Origin of the sequence: Terasakiella brassicae (assembly GCF_014641495.1) — a bacterium.
Taxonomy (GTDB): domain Bacteria; phylum Pseudomonadota; class Alphaproteobacteria; order Rhodospirillales; family Terasakiellaceae; genus Terasakiella; species Terasakiella brassicae.
Map to the genome: position 1 here is coordinate 1 of NZ_BMHV01000030.1, position 17,566 is coordinate 17,566.

16 protein-coding genes are annotated in these 17,566 nt (G+C 48.3%); 6 read left to right on the plus strand and 10 right to left on the minus strand.

Annotated elements, in window-relative coordinates; translation table 11 throughout:
• The 3 genes from IEW74_RS15155 to IEW74_RS15165 all read right to left on the minus strand — a co-directional run.
• A partial coding sequence (locus IEW74_RS15155) for a cadherin-like domain-containing protein (protein WP_188666700.1) occupies positions 1 to 2,439 on the minus strand: 2,439 nt, incomplete at its 3' end.
• A gap of 180 nt (positions 2,440 to 2,619) precedes the next feature.
• Positions 2,620 to 4,272, minus strand: a complete 1,653-nt coding sequence (locus tag IEW74_RS15160) for a thiamine pyrophosphate-binding protein (protein ID WP_188666701.1) — start codon at positions 4,270 to 4,272, stop codon at positions 2,620 to 2,622.
• A 29-nt stretch (positions 4,273 to 4,301) separates the two neighbouring features.
• Complete coding sequence (locus IEW74_RS15165; protein WP_188666702.1) at positions 4,302 to 4,652, minus strand: ArsC family reductase; 351 nt, start codon at positions 4,650 to 4,652, stop codon at positions 4,302 to 4,304.
• Positions 4,653 to 4,751: 99 nt separating this feature from the next.
• Between IEW74_RS15165 and IEW74_RS15170 the strand changes: the two genes are divergently transcribed.
• Entirely contained in the window at positions 4,752 to 5,762 is a 1,011-nt protein-coding gene (locus tag IEW74_RS15170) for a zinc-dependent alcohol dehydrogenase family protein (protein ID WP_188666703.1), read from the plus strand.
• On the opposite strand, the gene IEW74_RS15175 is transcribed toward IEW74_RS15170, so the two are convergent.
• The 4 genes from IEW74_RS15175 to queA are packed head-to-tail and all read right to left on the minus strand — an operon-like array spanning position 5,759 to position 9,063.
• Complete coding sequence (locus tag IEW74_RS15175) at positions 5,759 to 6,406, minus strand: glutathione S-transferase family protein (protein WP_188666704.1); 648 nt, start codon at positions 6,404 to 6,406, stop codon at positions 5,759 to 5,761. The two genes, IEW74_RS15170 and IEW74_RS15175, sit on opposite strands and share 4 nt — an antisense overlap.
• 15 nt (positions 6,407 to 6,421) lie before the next feature.
• On the minus strand, positions 6,422 to 6,889 hold the full coding sequence (gene queF, locus IEW74_RS15180) for a preQ(1) synthase (protein ID WP_188666705.1): 468 nt from the start codon (positions 6,887 to 6,889) through the stop codon (positions 6,422 to 6,424).
• Positions 6,886 to 8,019 (minus strand): tRNA guanosine(34) transglycosylase Tgt, encoded by a 1,134-nt coding sequence (gene tgt, locus IEW74_RS15185; protein WP_188666707.1) that lies wholly within the window; start codon positions 8,017 to 8,019, stop codon positions 6,886 to 6,888. Before tgt ends, queF begins: the two co-directional genes overlap by 4 nt.
• Before the next feature lie 3 nt (positions 8,020 to 8,022).
• Positions 8,023 to 9,063 carry a tRNA preQ1(34) S-adenosylmethionine ribosyltransferase-isomerase QueA gene (queA, locus tag IEW74_RS15190; RefSeq protein ID WP_188666708.1) on the minus strand — a complete coding sequence of 347 codons (1,041 nt, stop codon included), beginning with the start codon at positions 9,061 to 9,063 and terminating at the stop codon, positions 8,023 to 8,025.
• A 69-nt stretch (positions 9,064 to 9,132) separates the two neighbouring features.
• Here queA and IEW74_RS15195 point away from each other — a divergent pair, with 69 nt between their 5' ends.
• Genes IEW74_RS15195 through IEW74_RS15205 form a run of 3 tightly spaced genes read left to right on the plus strand, consistent with a single transcriptional unit; the run spans position 9,133 to position 9,852 of the window.
• Positions 9,133 to 9,426, plus strand: a complete 294-nt coding sequence (locus tag IEW74_RS15195; protein WP_188666709.1) for a hypothetical protein — start codon at positions 9,133 to 9,135, stop codon at positions 9,424 to 9,426.
• Entirely contained in the window at positions 9,423 to 9,689 is a 267-nt protein-coding gene (locus IEW74_RS15200) for a hypothetical protein (RefSeq protein WP_188666710.1), read from the plus strand. Before IEW74_RS15195 ends, IEW74_RS15200 begins: the two co-directional genes overlap by 4 nt.
• A 1-nt stretch (position 9,690) precedes the next feature.
• On the plus strand, positions 9,691 to 9,852 hold the full coding sequence (locus IEW74_RS15205; protein ID WP_188666711.1) for a hypothetical protein: 162 nt from the start codon (positions 9,691 to 9,693) through the stop codon (positions 9,850 to 9,852).
• 85 nt (positions 9,853 to 9,937) lie between these two features.
• On the opposite strand, the gene IEW74_RS15210 is transcribed toward IEW74_RS15205, so the two are convergent.
• Positions 9,938 to 10,237 (minus strand): GIY-YIG nuclease family protein, encoded by a 300-nt coding sequence (locus IEW74_RS15210; protein ID WP_188666712.1) that lies wholly within the window; start codon positions 10,235 to 10,237, stop codon positions 9,938 to 9,940.
• 153 nt (positions 10,238 to 10,390) lie between these two features.
• Positions 10,391 to 10,705 (minus strand): (2Fe-2S) ferredoxin domain-containing protein, encoded by a 315-nt coding sequence (locus IEW74_RS15215; RefSeq protein WP_188666713.1) that lies wholly within the window; start codon positions 10,703 to 10,705, stop codon positions 10,391 to 10,393.
• 89 nt (positions 10,706 to 10,794) lie between these two features.
• Here IEW74_RS15215 and pabB point away from each other — a divergent pair, with 89 nt between their 5' ends.
• The gene (gene pabB, locus IEW74_RS15220) at positions 10,795 to 12,114 is read left to right on the plus strand and encodes an aminodeoxychorismate synthase component I (protein WP_188666714.1); all 1,320 of its coding nucleotides are present in this window, start codon (positions 10,795 to 10,797) and stop codon (positions 12,112 to 12,114) included.
• On the opposite strand, the gene IEW74_RS15225 is transcribed toward pabB, so the two are convergent.
• Positions 12,111 to 14,309: a cyclic nucleotide-binding domain-containing protein gene (locus IEW74_RS15225; protein ID WP_188666715.1), complete on the minus strand. Its 2,199-nt coding sequence runs from the start codon at positions 14,307 to 14,309 to the stop codon at positions 12,111 to 12,113. The genes pabB and IEW74_RS15225 overlap by 4 nt on opposite strands.
• 335 nt (positions 14,310 to 14,644) lie before the next feature.
• Here IEW74_RS15225 and IEW74_RS15230 point away from each other — a divergent pair, with 335 nt between their 5' ends.
• The gene (locus IEW74_RS15230) at positions 14,645 to 17,287 is read left to right on the plus strand and encodes a PAS domain-containing hybrid sensor histidine kinase/response regulator (protein WP_188666717.1); all 2,643 of its coding nucleotides are present in this window, start codon (positions 14,645 to 14,647) and stop codon (positions 17,285 to 17,287) included.
• Positions 17,288 to 17,566: the final 279 nt, after the last annotated feature.

The following is a 17,566-nucleotide window of genomic DNA, read 5'->3' on the forward strand; positions in this document are numbered from 1 at the left end:
CACCGTCATGGTCACGGTGGCGGTGACAGTTTCACCGTCTTCATCCGTCACCGTATAGGTAAAGCTATCGCTGCCGTTGAAATCATCATGGGGTTGATAGGTCACCGTGCCATCGGCGTTAAAGGTCACCACACCGTTTTCCGGCTGGGTGACAGAGGTCAGCTCGCCACCATCCACAATCTGGTCATTGGACAGAACATTGATGGTTTTGGAGCCGTCTTCTGCAACACTCGCCGCATCATCATTGGCCGTGTTGTCCACATCGGCAAAGTTAATCGCGGTTGTTTGGGTGACTTCTGCCGTGCCATCGGACACGGTGAAGGTGATTGCTTCTAAACCCTCTTCATCAGAAATGATCGTCCAGGTACCATCGTGGTTATCGGTTACTGCAAGATGAGAACTGCCAGACACACCGGTAATGCTTAACGCATCGCCATCCACATCGGAGGCAGCGGCAAGAAGTTGTTCTTCGGTAACAGTATATTCCTGATATTCCGTTCCATCCGGTAAATGAATAGCATTTAGAACCGGAATATCATTTTCCGGGCTCACCGTCATGGTCACCGTTGCGGTGACCGTCTCGCCATCTTCATCCCTCAGCGTATAGGTGAAGGTTTCCGTTCCATGAAAATCCGGGTTCGGTGTGTAAGTCACCATCCCATCAGATGCAAATGTGACTTCGCCGTTGGCTGGCTGAGTCACGCCACTTAGAACACCCCCATCATTAATGTCATCATTGGATAGGACATTGATGGTTTTGGAGCCATCTTCCGCCAAAGTTGCTGCATCGTCCGTTGCACTATTATCCACATCGGCAAAGTTGATTGTGGTCGTCTGAGTTGTTTCTTCAATACCATCAGACACGGTGAAGGTGATGGCCTCCAGACCTTCTTCATCAGACGTAATTGTCCAGGTGCCATCGCCATTATCCACGATGGTCACATCATCACGTCCGGTGACAGACGTGATACTAAGTGTATCGCCATCCGCGTCCGTAGCCTTGGCGAGCAACTGTTCTTTGGTCAGCGTATATTCTTTATATTCTGTACCATCAGGCAAATGCGTTGCGCGGACATCCGGTGCCGCATTGCCATCCACATCAACCGTGACACTGGCTGTTTTCGTTTCGCCGTTATCATCGGTGACTTCATATTCAAACGAATAACTGGCTTCCGCGCGAACCTCGGGATCATAATTGATCGTACCGTTTTCATTCAGGGTCAAAGTCGCGACTTTGGTGCCATCGACAATCAGCTCAATCGGCTTACCAACTTCGGCATCTTCACCATTAATCTTGGTAATGACACCGGCATCTGCTTTGGCGCCATTGGCGAAATCGATGTTATTATCATAAAGCGTATCGTTGCCTAGAACATCGATATTAACAGTCTGGTTCCAATCAACCGTTTCCGTATTGTCCTCAAGCGTGTTATCCACATCCCAAGAGAAAGTGTCCGATGCACTGGCTGTTTGACCATTGCGTGTGATCGTTACATTCAGGCCGATATCACTATCTTGTTGCTCAAAGCCTGTATAAATTTTCCAAACCCGCAAGCCGTTAGCGTCATATTCCAGAACGATTCGACCATCGCCTTCTTCATTGCCTTCTTTGATGCCTGCGGCCAAAGTTTGGGCAGCATCTTCCGTTCCATTGGAACCATCGCCCAAATAAGAACTGGTATTTTCATAGAAAGCGTTAATATCGATATCGTCAAATGGACCGATGGCTTTGATGATATCTTCTTCGCGGATAATGATCGGTTTGTCTGGACCGGGTTGTCCATTGGGATCATCGGGGTCCTGTTCATAGGTAATAATGCTGTCGAGGAAATCGTCTGATAGAGAAATCGGTTCTTCCTCAATAATTTCCTCTTCTTCAATCAGCGGGGTTTCTTCTTCTTCTTCAACAATCAAGTCATCTTCGATGGGTGCGGCAAATACATCGAGGGTGTCAACAGAACCGTCAATGGCATTCGGGTCTGCGGGGGCTAACTCAGGTGCTTCCGCGCGTTCACGCGGCTCTCTGACCTGTTCATCATCCTCAACTTCTTCACGTCTTTGCCCAAGCTCGCGGCGCTCACGGGGGCCATCCTCATCGTTCCCCAGGTCACGCAAAGTGTCTTCATCGTCGATATAGATGCCTTCGTCGCTTTTGAAGGCCTCATCTTCTTCGGGAAGAATACCTTCGATGACATCCTGTTCAGTTGAGAAGCCGCCTTGGTGGACAGAGGCCATGTAGCCCATGTCTTCCTGATAGACAGCTCCGCTTTCGGCGTTTTCCTTGCCCTGCATCTGGCCGCCGAGGTTTATATCCTCAACATCCTGAAGCGAGGTCAGTTCATCAAAAACCGTTGCATCTTCTTGTGAACCGGTTTTCACGCCGGAATCATTGCCAGAACCATCTTGGTCTTCCGGTTTTTTGACATTATCGTCAGCCATCGTAAATCTCCATGTCAGTCAGCGTCATGGAGACACCCTCTCCAGGACGACATATTTGCCTGACTATAAAATACGATAGAATGCAAACAATTATGATGAAAAAGGCATTCCCGGAAGCCTCAAACGCATTTGTTTGAGCTTAGATGGCTTTATTCAAAACGATAAGTATCAACCTATGGGCTAACAGCGCAGGTCATCAATTACTTGAGAAGGTGTAATTACTTGATTATCAATAATAATTTCGATCAATGACGGACCTTCAAAATTTCGAGCACCTTCAAATGCAGTAGCAAAATCCTCGTTCCTTTCCACCCGGACTCCGAATCCACCAAAGGCCGTTGCCATTGCGGCAAAATCCGGATTTTGCAGAGTCGTTCCCGATATTCTCGCCGGAAAACGTTTTTCCTGATGCATGCGGATTGTGCCGTATTTGCCATTATTGACCACAATAACAATCAGCTTCAATCCATATTGAACGGCCGTTGCAAATTCCTGACAGGTCATCATAAAACAACCATCCCCCGCCATGCAGACAACCGGTTTTTCAGGATCAAGGGTCGCCGCCGCAATCGCCGCCGGCAAACCGTAGCCCATAGAACCACAAGTCGGTGCAAGCTGGTTGCCATATTCGCGATAGGCAAAAAAACGATGGGTCCAGATGGCATAATTTCCCGCCCCATTTGTGATGGTGGTATTATCGGGAAGCTGTTGACGGATATGGGCAACCACATCGCACATTTGAACATCGCCGCGATGGGCAAGCGGTGTACTGAATTTTTCGTAATTCGCACGTAATGCAGATTGCCAAGGCGACCATATGGACTGCTGATCAAACGCACAATCAGACAAAGCCTTCACAAAAGAAGACATGGTCGCAACAATCGCCAGATCAGGCTGGTAGACACGGCCCAGTTCTTCTGCCTGCGGATAGATATGGATTAATTTTTGCCTGGTTTTTGGCGGGCGTACAACTTCGTAACCATTGGTCGTCATTTCCCCCAAGCGCGCGCCCAGCACAATCAGCAAATCACTGTCATTAATGGATTTTGCCAAATTTGGATCAATCCCGATCCCAACATGGCCCGCATAACAGGTCAGATCGTTATTTATATAATCCTGACAGCGAAAAGAGGCCGCAACAGGTAATTTTTCACGTTGACAAAAAGCCTCAAGATCAGCCTGAACCGATCGGGACCATCCCCCGCCACCAACGATTAGAAGTGGCTTTTGCGCAGTCGCCAACATATCTTTCATACGATCCATATCCTGCGGCGCGGGGTAGGATTGTGGCACACAATAAGGGGCAAGGTCCGGTCCCCGTTTTGCCGGGCCACTCAGCATATCTTCCGGTAACGCCAGTACCACGGGACCGGGGCGACCCGACACCGCCGTTTGATAAGCACGCGCGATATATTCAGGGATACGGTCCGCATCATCAATTTGGGCCACCCATTTTGCCATTTGACCGAACATGCGGCGATAATCAATTTCCTGAAACGCTTCCCGGTCCATCATGTCGCGGGCCACTTGCCCGATAAACAGGATCATCGGCGTGGAATCCTGAAAGGCCACATGCACACCAGCAGATGCGTTGGTCGCACCGGGGCCGCGCGTCACCATACAAATCCCGGGTTTTCCGGTTTGTTTGCCGTAAGCTTCCGCCATCATGGCTGCCCCGCCTTCCTGACGGCACGTGATAAAATCCAGACCATCGGCATCATAAAGGGCATCGAGTACCGCCAGATAGCTTTCGCCGGGGACGCCAAAGATTTTATCGGAACCATGCAAAGAAAGCTGTTCGACCAAAAGCTGTGCGCCAGTGAGATTGGACATTTTTTATTCCCTAACCTAACATAATTTAATTATTTGTATTTTTGAAGTTCGTTGATTTGTTCCTGCTTGAAACCCAGCAGAATTTCGTTTTCACAAACGAAAATCGGACGTTTCATTAATGCCGGATTTTCAAGGATCAAGGCAATGGCCTTGATCTCATCCACATCCTTTTTTTGATCTTCCGGCAGATTACGCCACGTTGTACCACGCTTGTTCAACAACACTTCCCATCCCAATTGCGCGGCCCATGCAGTGACATCATCTTGATCAAGACCATCTTGTCGTACATCGTGGAACTGAAAAGAAATCCCTTCATTTTCCAGCCATTTCTTTGCCTTACGGCATGTATCGCAATTTTTAAGGCCAACCAGTTTAATCATTTTCTTTCCATTTTCTTGAAACGAACGCTTCAACATTTATGCCAAATCATGTTTAAATCAAGGCAGTTTTTTGAACCGTCCAACAAAGAGAGAATTTTTATGAAAGCGTGGCAAATCGAGAAGACATTCGGTCTTGAGAATTTAAATCTTGTCGATATTCCCGCACCAAAGTTAAATCCCGGACAAGTCCTTGTCAAAATGACGGCTGCCTCCTTAAACTACCGTGATCTTGTGACGGTCGCAGGCGCTTATGGTAAAACGGTAAAAACCCCTTTGATCCCCTGTTCCGACGGGGCAGGATATGTTGTGGAATGTGGACCAAACGCCAACAAGTTCGAAGTTGGTGCCCGTGTCTGTCCGATCTTTTTCCCTGATTGGACAGATGGCCCGGCGCGTCCCTCGGTTATCCCGCAGGCCTTGGGCGGGGCCTATGACGGAACCCTCAGTGAATATATGGTCGTCAGTGAAAACGCCTGTGTCCCCATCCCGGGTTACCTCAGCGACCTTGAAGCCGCCAGCTTACCATGCGCAGCCGTGACCGCCTGGAGTGCCCTGTTTGAACAATCGGCGCTGTCGTCCAGTGATTGCGTGGTTATTCAAGGCACAGGTGGTGTTGCCTTGTTTGCCCTGTTGTTTGCCAAGGCGGCTGGCGCACAAGTTCTGATCACATCATCCAGTGACAAAAAACTGGAACGCGCCAAAGAATTGGGCGCTGATTACACGGTCAATTATTACGACCATCCTGTTTGGCGCCAAGAAGTCAAGAAAGTCTGGTCCGAAGGCGCTGATCACATTATCGAACTGGGTGGGGCACAAACGTTGGAACAATCCATTCGTGCCACACGGATCGGCGGGCATATCAGCCTGATCGGTGTCTTAACAGGGGCCAATACATCCAGCATCCCCTTGCCGATGATCTTGATGCGCAATATCCGAATTCAAGGGGTGACCGTTGGGTCAAAAACCGCCTTTGAACGTATGATGACTTTTATGGAAAAGCACAATATCAAGCCGATCATTGATCAAACCTTCAAGTTTAAAGAAGTGCCGAGCGCGTTTAAATATCTGGAAAGCGGTCAGCACTTCGGTAAGGTTTGTGTCGAATTTTAGCACCGAAACAGGGGCTGGCAACCTTCCCCATCATAAGTTTGCTGGACAAAATGATCGTCTTCTAAAACGCAGAGCAACGCATAAAGATGGGCCATAGATTTGAGCTGTTCTTCCTGCCCCATCTGCACATACCAGCGCCCCAGCATCAGAAGATAATCTTCCACGATGGTTTTCTGTCCGCCGCATAAAAACGGGCGTCCATCCGACAGAGCATCGTCAAGACGGCTCATAAATGTACTGACACGTTCAATGGCAACATCGCGGACTTCTTCCGCCCCTTGCGCTGTCTTTGAAAAACGTTCTTTATAAAAATAGAGCATCATATCGGCCTGAATGGAATTGGTCATAAAGATCAGCCATTTATAAGCCGTTGCCCGTTTCGCACTGCCTAAGGGCGGCATCAGGCCACTATCGGGATCACTATCAGCCAAATGCAGGCAAATTGCAGCCGATTCAAACAACACCAGATCGCCATCAATCAAAGTTGGCACACGTCGATTAGGATTGATCTTCAGATAGTCTTCGCCCGCAAGGCTGCCGTCATCCTTGCCCATCTGGATCAATTCATGGGCAACGCCTAAACGGTTCAAAATAATGTGCGGGGCGAGTGAGGCCGTATCCGGCAGATAAAAAAGCTTCAACATAAAATAAATTTCCTATTATCCTCGCCCACGATAACCGGGCACATCTTGATCCGGTATCCAGACCCCTTTGGGGGCTTCGCCTGTTTGCCAAAAAACATCAATCGGAATGCCACCGCGCGGGTACCAATAACCACCGATACGCAACCATTTTGGCTTCAACAGATCAACCAGACGTTTGGCAATCCCGACCGTACAGGCTTCATGAAAATCACCGTGATTTCTGAACGATGTCAAAAAGACTTTCAGGGACTTGCTTTCCACCAGCAAATCTTCGGGAATATAGTCAATAACAATATGGGCAAAATCCGGTTGTCCCGTCACCGGGCAAAGTGATGTAAATTCAGGGCAGGTAAAACGCACCAGATAATCTGTGCCCGGGTGCGGGTTTTTCACCGCTTCCAGCTTGGCTTCATCCGGGTTGGTTGGTGTCTCGGTCGACGAACCGAGTTGTTGCAAGTTTGCGTAGATGGTTTGATCACTCATAGTAAGGCCTCAATATCGCCTTGTTCACGCAACGCATGGAAATCGACGACAAATTTATCAAATGTTTCTTCTTCAATGGCGGTGCGCATGCCTGCCATCAATTCCTGATAGTAATGCAAATTGTGCCATGTCAGCAGCATCAAGCCCAAAATTTCTTTGGTTTTGGTCAGGTGGTACAGATAGGCACGCGAATAATTTTTACAACACGGACAGGTGCAGTTCTCATCCAAGGGACGTGGGTCATCTTTATGGCGTGCATTGCGCAGATTGACAGAACCGCGCCGCGTCCAAGCTTCTGCCGTGCGCCCGGATCGGCTTGGTAACACACAGTCAAACATATCGACACCGCGTGCAACCGCCCCGACTAAATCATCCGGCTTGCCCACGCCCATCAGGTAGCGTGGCTTATCCGTCGGCATCACAGGGGTGGTGAAATCAAGGGTGGAAAACATCAATTCCTGCCCTTCCCCCACGGCCAAACCGCCAATGGCGTAACCTTCAAACCCGATCTCGGTCAGTTTTTCAACGGACTCTTCACGTAAATCTTTTTCCGTACCGCCCTGTACAATCCCAAACTGACCATAACCGGGACGATGGGTAAAGGCTTCACGCGAACGCCGCGCCCAGCGCATAGACAACTGCATGGCCTCGTTCACCCGTTCTTTCGGGGCGGGCAGGGCCGGACATTCATCAAAACACATGGTGATATCGGCATCAAGCTGGCGCTGAATTTCCGTTGAACTTTCCGGTGTCAGATCGTAATAGGCCCCATCGATATGGGAACGAAAACGAACACCGTCTTCCGTGATTTTACGAAGCTGCGCCAAACTCATCACCTGAAAACCGCCACTGTCCGTCAAAATCGGTTTATCCCAATTCATAAATTTGTGCAGGCCACCCAGTTTTTCAATGCGCTCGGCACCCGGGCGCAACATCAAATGATAGGTATTGCCCAACAGGATTTCCGCCCCTGTTTCAGCCACCGATTCCGGCATCATTGCCTTTACAGTTGCCGCCGTGCCCACCGGCATAAAGGCCGGCGTGTTAATTGCACCATGTGCTGTATGAACACGCCCGCGACGGGCTTTGCCATCGGTGCCCAGCAATTCAAACTTAAATGTATCCGTCATCTATCAATCACCAATTTGGTCATGGCGGCTCAACAATGAACCATCGCCATAAGAATAAAAACGATAGCCTTTTTCAATCGCATAAGAATAGGCTTTTTTCATCCGCTCAAACCCGGCAAAGGCACTGACCAGCATAAAAAGGGTCGAGCGCGGTAAATGGAAATTCGTCGTCAGCATATCAACGATCTTAAATTCATATCCCGGTGTAATGAAAATATCGGTATCCCCTTCGAATGCAGCCAGTTTGCCAACTTCAGGGGCCGCACTTTCCAACAGGCGCAAGGATGTCGTCCCAACCGCAATCACCCGCCCCCCTTTGGCGCGTGTCTGATTGACCAAATCGACCGTTTCCTGTGGGACAACACCAAATTCGGCATGCATTTTGTGGTCTTTCACATCATCCACTTTAACCGGTAAAAACGTTCCGGCACCGACATGCAAAGTCACGTAAGCTTTTTGCACGCCTTTCGCCTCCAATTTTTCAAACAGATCCGGGGTAAAATGCAATCCGGCGGTTGGCGCCGCAACCGCACCTTCTTCCTTGGCAAAAATGGTCTGGTAATCGGATTTATCACGTTCGTCCGCCAAACCTTCACGCTTGATATATGGCGGCAGCGGCATGCCGCCGTGGGCTTCCAGGGCTTCCATCAAGGCCGCACCGGCACAGTTGAATTTCAAGGTCACTTCGCCGCCGTCTTTTGCCACCACATCTGCGCTAAAATCGTCATCAAACGTAATCACTTGACCCGGTTTCAGTTTCTTCGCACCCTTGGCAAAGGCAATCCATGTGCCATCGCCTTCATGTTTATGCAGGGTGACTTCCACGTTGGCCTCACCACGCTTGCCTTTCAGGCGCGCCGGGATCACGCGGGTATTATTGATCACCAAAAGATCGCCTTCGCGCAATAAATCGGGAAGGTCTTTAAAGATATGGTCGCTTAAATCCGCATCGATGCGCAAGAGTTTGGACGCATCGCGCGGGCTGACTGGACGCTGCGCAATTGAGTCGCGCGGCAGGTCAAAGTCGAAATCATCGACTTTCATACGGTTCCCCTTTGGTGTGAATAGTGCTATCAAGGCGGCGCACACTAACCGAAAACGATTTAAAAGACAATGGACCTGCTGCTCGTAATTTCAAGTGCCGATGCTGCCACAATCGCTGCCCCATTGGGCGAGGCTTGCGTGCGTGCTGACCTCGACTGGGGATGCTTTTTCACCGGACAAGGCGTCAAAACCTTAAAAGACGAGGCCTTTGGCGATCTTGTTGCCTCAAACTGTATTGAGGCCGTGGTCTGCGCCGAGGCGTGGAAAGATCATATGGACGGCCTTGATTGCCCCGTCGATCTCGGCAGTCAGTTTCATCACAGCGGGCTGGTCGCCAAGGCCGACAAGGTGATCAGTCTATGAGCAAACATATCCTTGTACTCGCGCGCCGTGATGTGCGCGAAGCCATTCGGGTCGCCGCCGGTTTAACCATCCGCAACAACAGCGTGGATTTCGTCTTTATGAAAGAAGCGCCCTTGGCCATAAATGGTAAAGTGGAAAATCATGAAATGTTTGAATTGGCCGAGATTAAACCCCAAAGCCTGATCCCCGGTATACCCGACACAACACCGTGTCAGAACCTCGGTGCCTTAATCGCCAAAGCCGACAGAGTGGTGAGTTTTTAAAATGAAGATCCTGACCTTAAACACCGGCCTGTTTGAAGATGCCGACATCGTGATTGAAGCCGCAAACGCCCCCGTGATTGATCTGAACAAGCCCCTCAGCACTGAAGAATGGGATAAGGTTGTCGATGAAATCTTGAACGCCGATTTGATCGTCACCGCATAAGAAAATCATATATGCACAAACGGACACCACTGGGTCCCCGTTTTCACGGGAATGACAAAGGTAACGAGGATCACAAAACATCCTGTCATTCCCGCGAAAGCGGGAACCCCGTCATAAGATCAAGCCAATTTGGGTTATTGCTTTCGATCAATTCCAACTTCCAAACTCGCCGCCATTTTTTAATTGCTTTTTCCCGTGCAAGCGCTTGATCAATCGCCGAAAATTCCTCGCAATAGACCAAATATTTAACACCATGTTGCTTGGTGAACCCATGAATTACGCCATTTTGATGTTCACTTATACGACGTTCCAGATCACCCGTAACACCTATATACAAAGTGCCATTGCGCCGGCTGGCTAGAATATAAACATAACCCGATTTCATCGCTCTTGCCTCCTTTCGCAAAATTAGGAAAGGAACAGAGCATTTTTTTTTAAACTGGGTTCCCGCTTTCGCGGGAATGACATGTTTTTGTAATATTTCGTCCCTCCCTGTCATCCCCGTGCAAACAGGGATCCAGTGGGAAGATTAAGCAACTTAATCCCTGATCACCAGACGTTCGACGATCTCGCCTTTTTCCAGATGGCTATCCAGAATTTCCATTGCGTCTTCAAAGGTCGGGACGCTGTACCAGACACCTTCAGGGTAAACGATCATAGCCGGGCCGACACTGCATTGACCGAGGCAACCGGACTTGGTCACGGCGACTTCTTCGCGCAAACCCCGATCGCGCATGGCCTGTTTTAATTTCATCCCGATATCCATTGATCCGCGTTTTGCACAAGACGGCTTTGTCGGGTCGTCGCGTTCATGTCCACACCAGAACAAATGACAACGAAATTGCTTGGGCATCGGTTTTTCCTTCGCATAAAAACAGGTCGGCCCCTTTCATAACTGACTCTTCTCGACAAGCCAAGTCGCTTTCGTGTAAGAAGCGATTTATGAAACGACCCTTTTATATAGAGATCCCTTACGGCGATCCCGCAATCCTGTTTGCCCCGCACGCACACAAGCCTTTTGCGCAATTGCTGGATTCCACCCTGTTCGATATTGAACAGGGGCGTTACAGTTTTATCGCCATCGACCCGTTTGAAACCTTTACGGACAATCAAAACAGTTTTGCAAAACTAAAAGAAAAACTCGCGTCTTATTCGTTTGAAAGACATCCGAACCTGCCCCCGTTTCAAGGCGGTGTTGTCGGCTATTTCGGTTATGAACTTCTTCATCAAATTGAAAGAATTCCGTCTCAAGCCAAAGACGATTTAAGCGTTCCCGATATTTGCCTTGGTTTTTACGATGTGATTGCTGCCTTTGACCATCATTTAAAACAGGCGTGGATATTCTCCCTCTTCAATGAAGATCGTGCTTATTGGCTCAAATCTCAATTGTTGGAGAATTGCCTCCCCCTTCCCACTTTTAAACCTTGCTCCTTAGACTGGAAGTCCGATTTTCAAAAAGACGAATATATTGCGGCTGTGCAGTCTGTCATTGATTACATCCATGCCGGGGACATTTTTCAGGCCAATCTGACACAGCGTTTCAAAGGGGAACGACCTGACGATATCGACCCATTTGCATTTTATCTGAACTTACGCAAAATTAACCCGGCCCTGTTTTCGGCTTATCTGAATTTCGGGGATTTCTGCATTGCATCCTCATCCCCGGAACGTTTCTTAAAACTGGACGGCACACATGTAGAAACACGCCCGATTAAAGGAACACGGGCGCGCCACCCGGATGCGACACAAGATCAAGCCCACGCAACGGAACTGGCAAACAGCGAAAAAGACCGTGCCGAAAACACCATGATTGTCGATTTGTTGCGCAATGACCTGTCACGGGTTTGCAAACCCCATAGCGTACATGTCCCCGAACTGTGCACGGTTCATTCTTTTGCCAGTGTGCATCACCTTGTGTCCACCATCACCGGGGAACTGGAAGACACCTATGATGGGATTGACCTGTTATGTGCTGCTTTTCCCGGCGGGTCCATTACCGGTGCCCCCAAAGTGCGCGCAATGGAAATCATTTCCGAGCTGGAACGCTGCCCACGCGGGGTTTATTGCGGGGCCATCGGCTATATCGGATTTGACGGCAGTATGGATACCAACATCGTCATCCGCACCGTTTTGTTTAAAAACAAAACCGTCTGTCTTCAGGTGGGCGGCGGCATTGTTGCTGATTCTTCCCCCCATGACGAATATGAAGAAACCTTGACCAAAGCCAAAGCCCTGTTCGACGCCTTCGCCCGACAGAGCTAAGACATGGCGATATGGCGGCGGCGCTCGAAACTTTCAATCAGCTTCCATTGCACAATCGGGATATCCTGTAAAATGGCCGCCGAGATCGTACAAAATTCAAAACTGTCGTCTATCTCGATATGATGTTTGCTGCGGCGATTACCGACAACACTGTCTTCTGCAAAAATATCGCCCCGCCTAATTTCTTCAATAAAACGCTTCCCGCAATAAAGACGCGCGGTGCCTTCTTTGACAATCGCAAGCCCTTCTTTTTTAAGCGGCGCATACTCATCACCGGCACAAAGATGATGCCCCACCATCTCGTCCGCAATCCGGTTTTGCGTGCTGTAAGACAGGGCCTCGCCAAAGATACGTGTGTTTTGTAAGAATTCACGGCCTTCCATCAAGCGCAGGATATCTTCAAACAGCTGATATTTTTCAACGATATTACGATAAAGTGTCGCCGGAATTTTCATGGCGCGTACAAAAGTCGTCGCGCGGTAGGTTTCCATCAGGGGCAATTGATGAATGGCGGCAATTTCCCCAACCAGTGACCCAGCTGACGCCAGTGCATGCAAATTGCTGGATGTTTTAATCATCTCCACCGCACCGGTCAGCAATAAATAAATATTATCAACCTTTTCCCCTTCTTTAAACAGAATGGTTTCCGGGTTGAATGTCATCAAGGTGGAATTCATCAACGTGCGCAATGCATGGGTCGGCACAGTCGGGAAATAATTGCGCAAATAGGCATAGGCATAGCGTCGAGTGTTATCCTGAAAAGACGGGATCAACACATCACTTGTTCCGAACGGTGCACCGGACCCGATTTCGCGTTGATCAACCGTTAAGGGGCGGGCCGTATGGGACAAAATAATTTTACCGGACGGATCGTCCCTGAAATCATCTGACTCCCCGTGGATCAATCCACCGCCGATATCAATTTTTTTGACATCCATTTCTTCCAGATAATGCCCTTTAACCCGATCAAAAAAGGCTTGCGACACACCGGGGACTTTTTCGTCTTCGTTGATCATATCCTTCAGAACCTGCAAGGACACAATATCGGCATAATGCCCGTATGTTTTATATCCTTCTGGCCCCAAGGCGCGGAATTGAAGAATGGCGGTTTCAACCGGATGAGGCGACATGCGCGGGCGCACTTCCAATCCTTCGATATCATTCCATTCATCCACTTTTAAATCGTGAATATTGAAGAAATCTTCAAATCGGCTTTCATCAATCGACAGCAGGGCCGATAATTTTTTCGCCACAGAAGCGCGCACATAAGGCGCCGCATAATAATTAATTTTGCGATCAGATCGAATAAAGGCGGGTAATCCGGCAAAATGATCATCATGGGAATGGGTATGAAAAATCCCGTCCACTTCACTAATCCCGATCCCAAGGGCCTGCAACGTCACCCGCACATTTGGTCCGGCATCCACCAGATAGATTTTCCCCTGATACATAATGACACTGGACATGGTCGGACGATTAACATCCCAGCCATCCCCGTCCCCGGAATGAATGACAGAAAAGCTATCGCGGGCAATCTCGTGATAATTCAGCGGATAGGACGGTACATAATGGGCATCCGCATCCAGATTTAGGTCAACCTGAACGCTTTCGTCTTCATAGCTGACTTCGAATTTGTTTAAGGACAGGCGTTTCACGAAAACACTGTTTTTAATTTCAACAGCTTCTTCCTTAACCACCCGATGATCAAGCAACGCACTGGGATGATGGATCGCCCCAAAAGCAAAGCGCAATTTCATGCGCATCATGTCTTTGGCATCGTCTGGGGTGGCACCGCCCTTGATCAGTTCTTGCTCGTTCACTAGACCATAATTTCCGCGATAGATATATTCCATCTGTGCATCAATCTGATCCTGTGCACCGACCAACATCGGTTTTGCACCCGTATTATTAGGGTGGTTCGGGATCAATGTGCCTTGGCGATACAACATCTGCAGAACCGGAAATTCGGCCATATTGGTAAAGCTACCATTTTGCAGGATCACATCGGATAATAAAATCACATTAGGACCGGTTTCAAACGACCATCCGTCCCGTTCCGTTGGGACAATCAATCCGCATTTCATCAAATGTTTTACGCTGTCGGGCGGACAGCCACATAACATGAAAACACCGGCCTCGGGCACTTCAACCCATTCGATCCCGGTGGATACTTTAACTTTTCTTATCTGCCCCATAGGTACGTTGAACCTACCAATTATTTAGTTATGTAAAACGGTTTTACATACCCTAACGTGCTTTTATGAGCGCGTCTATCTTTGTCAGATCACAAAGCCTGCAATTATTTCAAAATTGCTTCTTTTTTAAGCAATCTTCTTCCCTGAACTGATACAAAGTTTTCTTTTCATGGCTGGCTGGGACAAGAATCGACGTTTATTATCCCGACCATTTAAAGCAGAATATGAAAAACATCTTGCACTGATAGCCACCATGAAAGTTTAATACTTCTTCAAATTTCAGGCCACATGCGAGTTTATCTTTGATCCAGACACAACATACCATCGCTTATCGAATGGCCAGAACCATTGTTCTGTTGACATTATGCCTTGGGCTTATTATCGGCAGCCTGCTTGTCGTCTGGGATTATCAACAACGTCTGGACAATTTCAACAATCAAATCGCAAGCTTATTGGGATCGGTTGAAAAAGCCGCTGTTCGGGCCGTCTATACCTTTGATGCCGGGCTTGCCGTCGAGGTTGCAAACGGTTTATTCGCCTTCCCCCCTATTTCCAGCGTGACCATTCGCGATGAAAACAACACCATTATGTCCACGCTGGAACGCTACCGGGGCGCCCTGCCCTTTGCCACCATTTCCAAGCATCTTTTCAAGCCGAAATACGCCTATACAATCGACTTACATATGCAACGCGAACCCGATAAAAGTATCGGCAGTTTATATATTGAGGTCGTCCCCCATCAAACGGCTGAGGCTTTTTTCAAACGTGCCCTGATTATTTTAGGTCTGGCACTGGTTCAAAGCTTCCTGATTGCCATTTTCCTGTTTTATGTTTTTCACAACCGCGTCACCCGCCCTTTGCAACGTCTGGCCGATGACTTTACCCGTATCAATCCGCAAGCCCCCAGTCAAAGCCAACTCAGCCTTTCCCCTGCGTTAAAAGGAACAGAATTTGAAGATGTAACCCTGAGCGGTACAAATATGTTGAACGTTATCGGTTCTCACCTGAAGGAAAAAGAAAAAGCCGAAAGCGAACTCAAACGTCAGAAAGAAGAAAATGAACGTTTTCTGCAAATCGCCGAAGCCATCATTTTGCGCCTTGATATAGAAGGACGCGTCCTCAAGATCAATCAACGCGGCCTTGATGTCATGGGATGCACAGCCGGCGAAATTTTAGGAAAAAACTGGTTCGAAACCGCAATCCCGCGCGAAAACCGCACCAATACCTTGCGCATATTTAACAATCTTTTCTTTACGCAAAAGGGTCAGCTTAAAAACCTGACCCCTTCCAGCTATCTGGAAAATGACATCATCACCAAACGGGGGGAACGGCGGCGCATTTTCTGGCACAACGCCCGCGAAGTTAATCGCGATGGTGAAACAATCGGCGTCCTCAGTTCCGGGCAGGATATTACCGCGCGTAAAAAAGCCGAAGACGCCCTGAAAGCAACCGAAGGCAGTTTGCGCGCAATTATCGAAGCCACATCGGAAGGCTTTGCCATCATAGAAATCGATAAAATGGAACTGGTTGATATCAATTCCTCGCTTTGTCAGCTGCTGGGTTACAGTCGCGAGGAAATGCTCTTTTCCCCCTTATCAAAATTTATCTATCCCGATGATATGGATATTTTGTCCGATTATTTCAGACATGATAACAACCGTCCGCACCGGACTTATGAATTACGGTTGAGGCGATGCGATGGGAAACGTGTTCCGGTCGAAATCAATCTATCCAAACTCCCATATGAAAAAAGCGCCAAGGCACGCACAGTTGCCTTCATCACCGATATTACCAAACGCCGCGAACAGGAAAACAGACAAAAGAAACTGGAACAGCAACTCCGTCAGGCTCAGAAAATGGAAACCATCGGCACACTGGCCGGTGGCATTGCGCATGATTTCAATAATATCCTTACGCCTATTTTAGGGTATGCCTCGTTACTGTCGGCCCGCATTGACAAAGACAGTCCCAATCACGAGCGGATCACACAAATTGCAAAGTCGGCCAAACGCGGGGCCGACATGATTAAACAAATCCTCAGCTTCTCCCGGCGCAGCGAAAGCGAGATGGAAAGCCGCTTCCTTGCCCCTATATTGGAAGATACCCTGCAACTGATTAAGGCTACACAGCCATCCAATATCGATATCGAGCTCAGCATCCCCAAGGATTGCCCCCCGGTTATTGTCGATCACACACAAATTCAACAGATGATCCTGAACCTTTGTACAAATGCCAATCAGGCAATGGAAAAAGACGGTGGTACCCTTCGCGTGAGCATGGAACATTGCATGTTGCAAGCTGAAATCGCGGATACATCCCCCATACTGGACATCGGACCGCATATCAAAATATCGATCAGTGATACCGGGCATGGTATGGACGAACAGACCCTTACCCGAATATTTGACCCCTTCTACACGACGAAAGAAAGCGGGAAAGGAACGGGTCTGGGTCTCGCAATGGTGCATGCCATTGTTCAGGATCATAAAGGTGATATTTTCGTTAAAAGCATCCTTGGCGAAGGAAGTACCTTTACCATATACCTCCCCGTCAGTGATCAACCGGTCGCCACCATGCCAGCGGCCGAAGAAATTTATGAAGGCAATATGGAATGTGCGCTGATTGTTGACGATGAACTTCTTAACACCAATTTTCTGGAAGAACTCCTTGAAGATGTCGGCTACAGCTTCGACAGCTTCAACAGCGCACTGGAGGCGTTGGAAGCCTTTAAGGCCGACCCGGATAAATACCAGATCATTCTGACCGACCAGACAATGCCAAAAATGAATGGTGCCCAGCTCATTAAAGCCATCCATGAAATCCGACCGGAAATTCCCGTCATCATGATGTCCGGGTATGATCAAACCGTCACAATGGAAAATGCGGAAAATTTCGGAATTGATTTTTTCATCACCAAACCCGTGTCAATTGATCGGCTGACCAAAGCCATGCACGATCTGCTCCATAAAACAGCCTGATCCAATTTTTCTAGGATAACAAACGATTCGATCCAAAAGCGTCCCTTTTCCCCGGAACATGATCACAAGACAGAGAAAGTTGATAAACAATTTTTAATTACTAAATAATTATTTTAAGTAACTATTGATTATTTTTTAGAGCATTTTTCACCTGTACACTCTAGAATAATTCCATATCTCAAGGTGAAAAAAATCATTAATCCTCTAAAATATATAATTTCTGGACGCTTTATGGAACTTAGTACGAAATTCAAGTTGTAGTTTTACACAAAGCTTTTA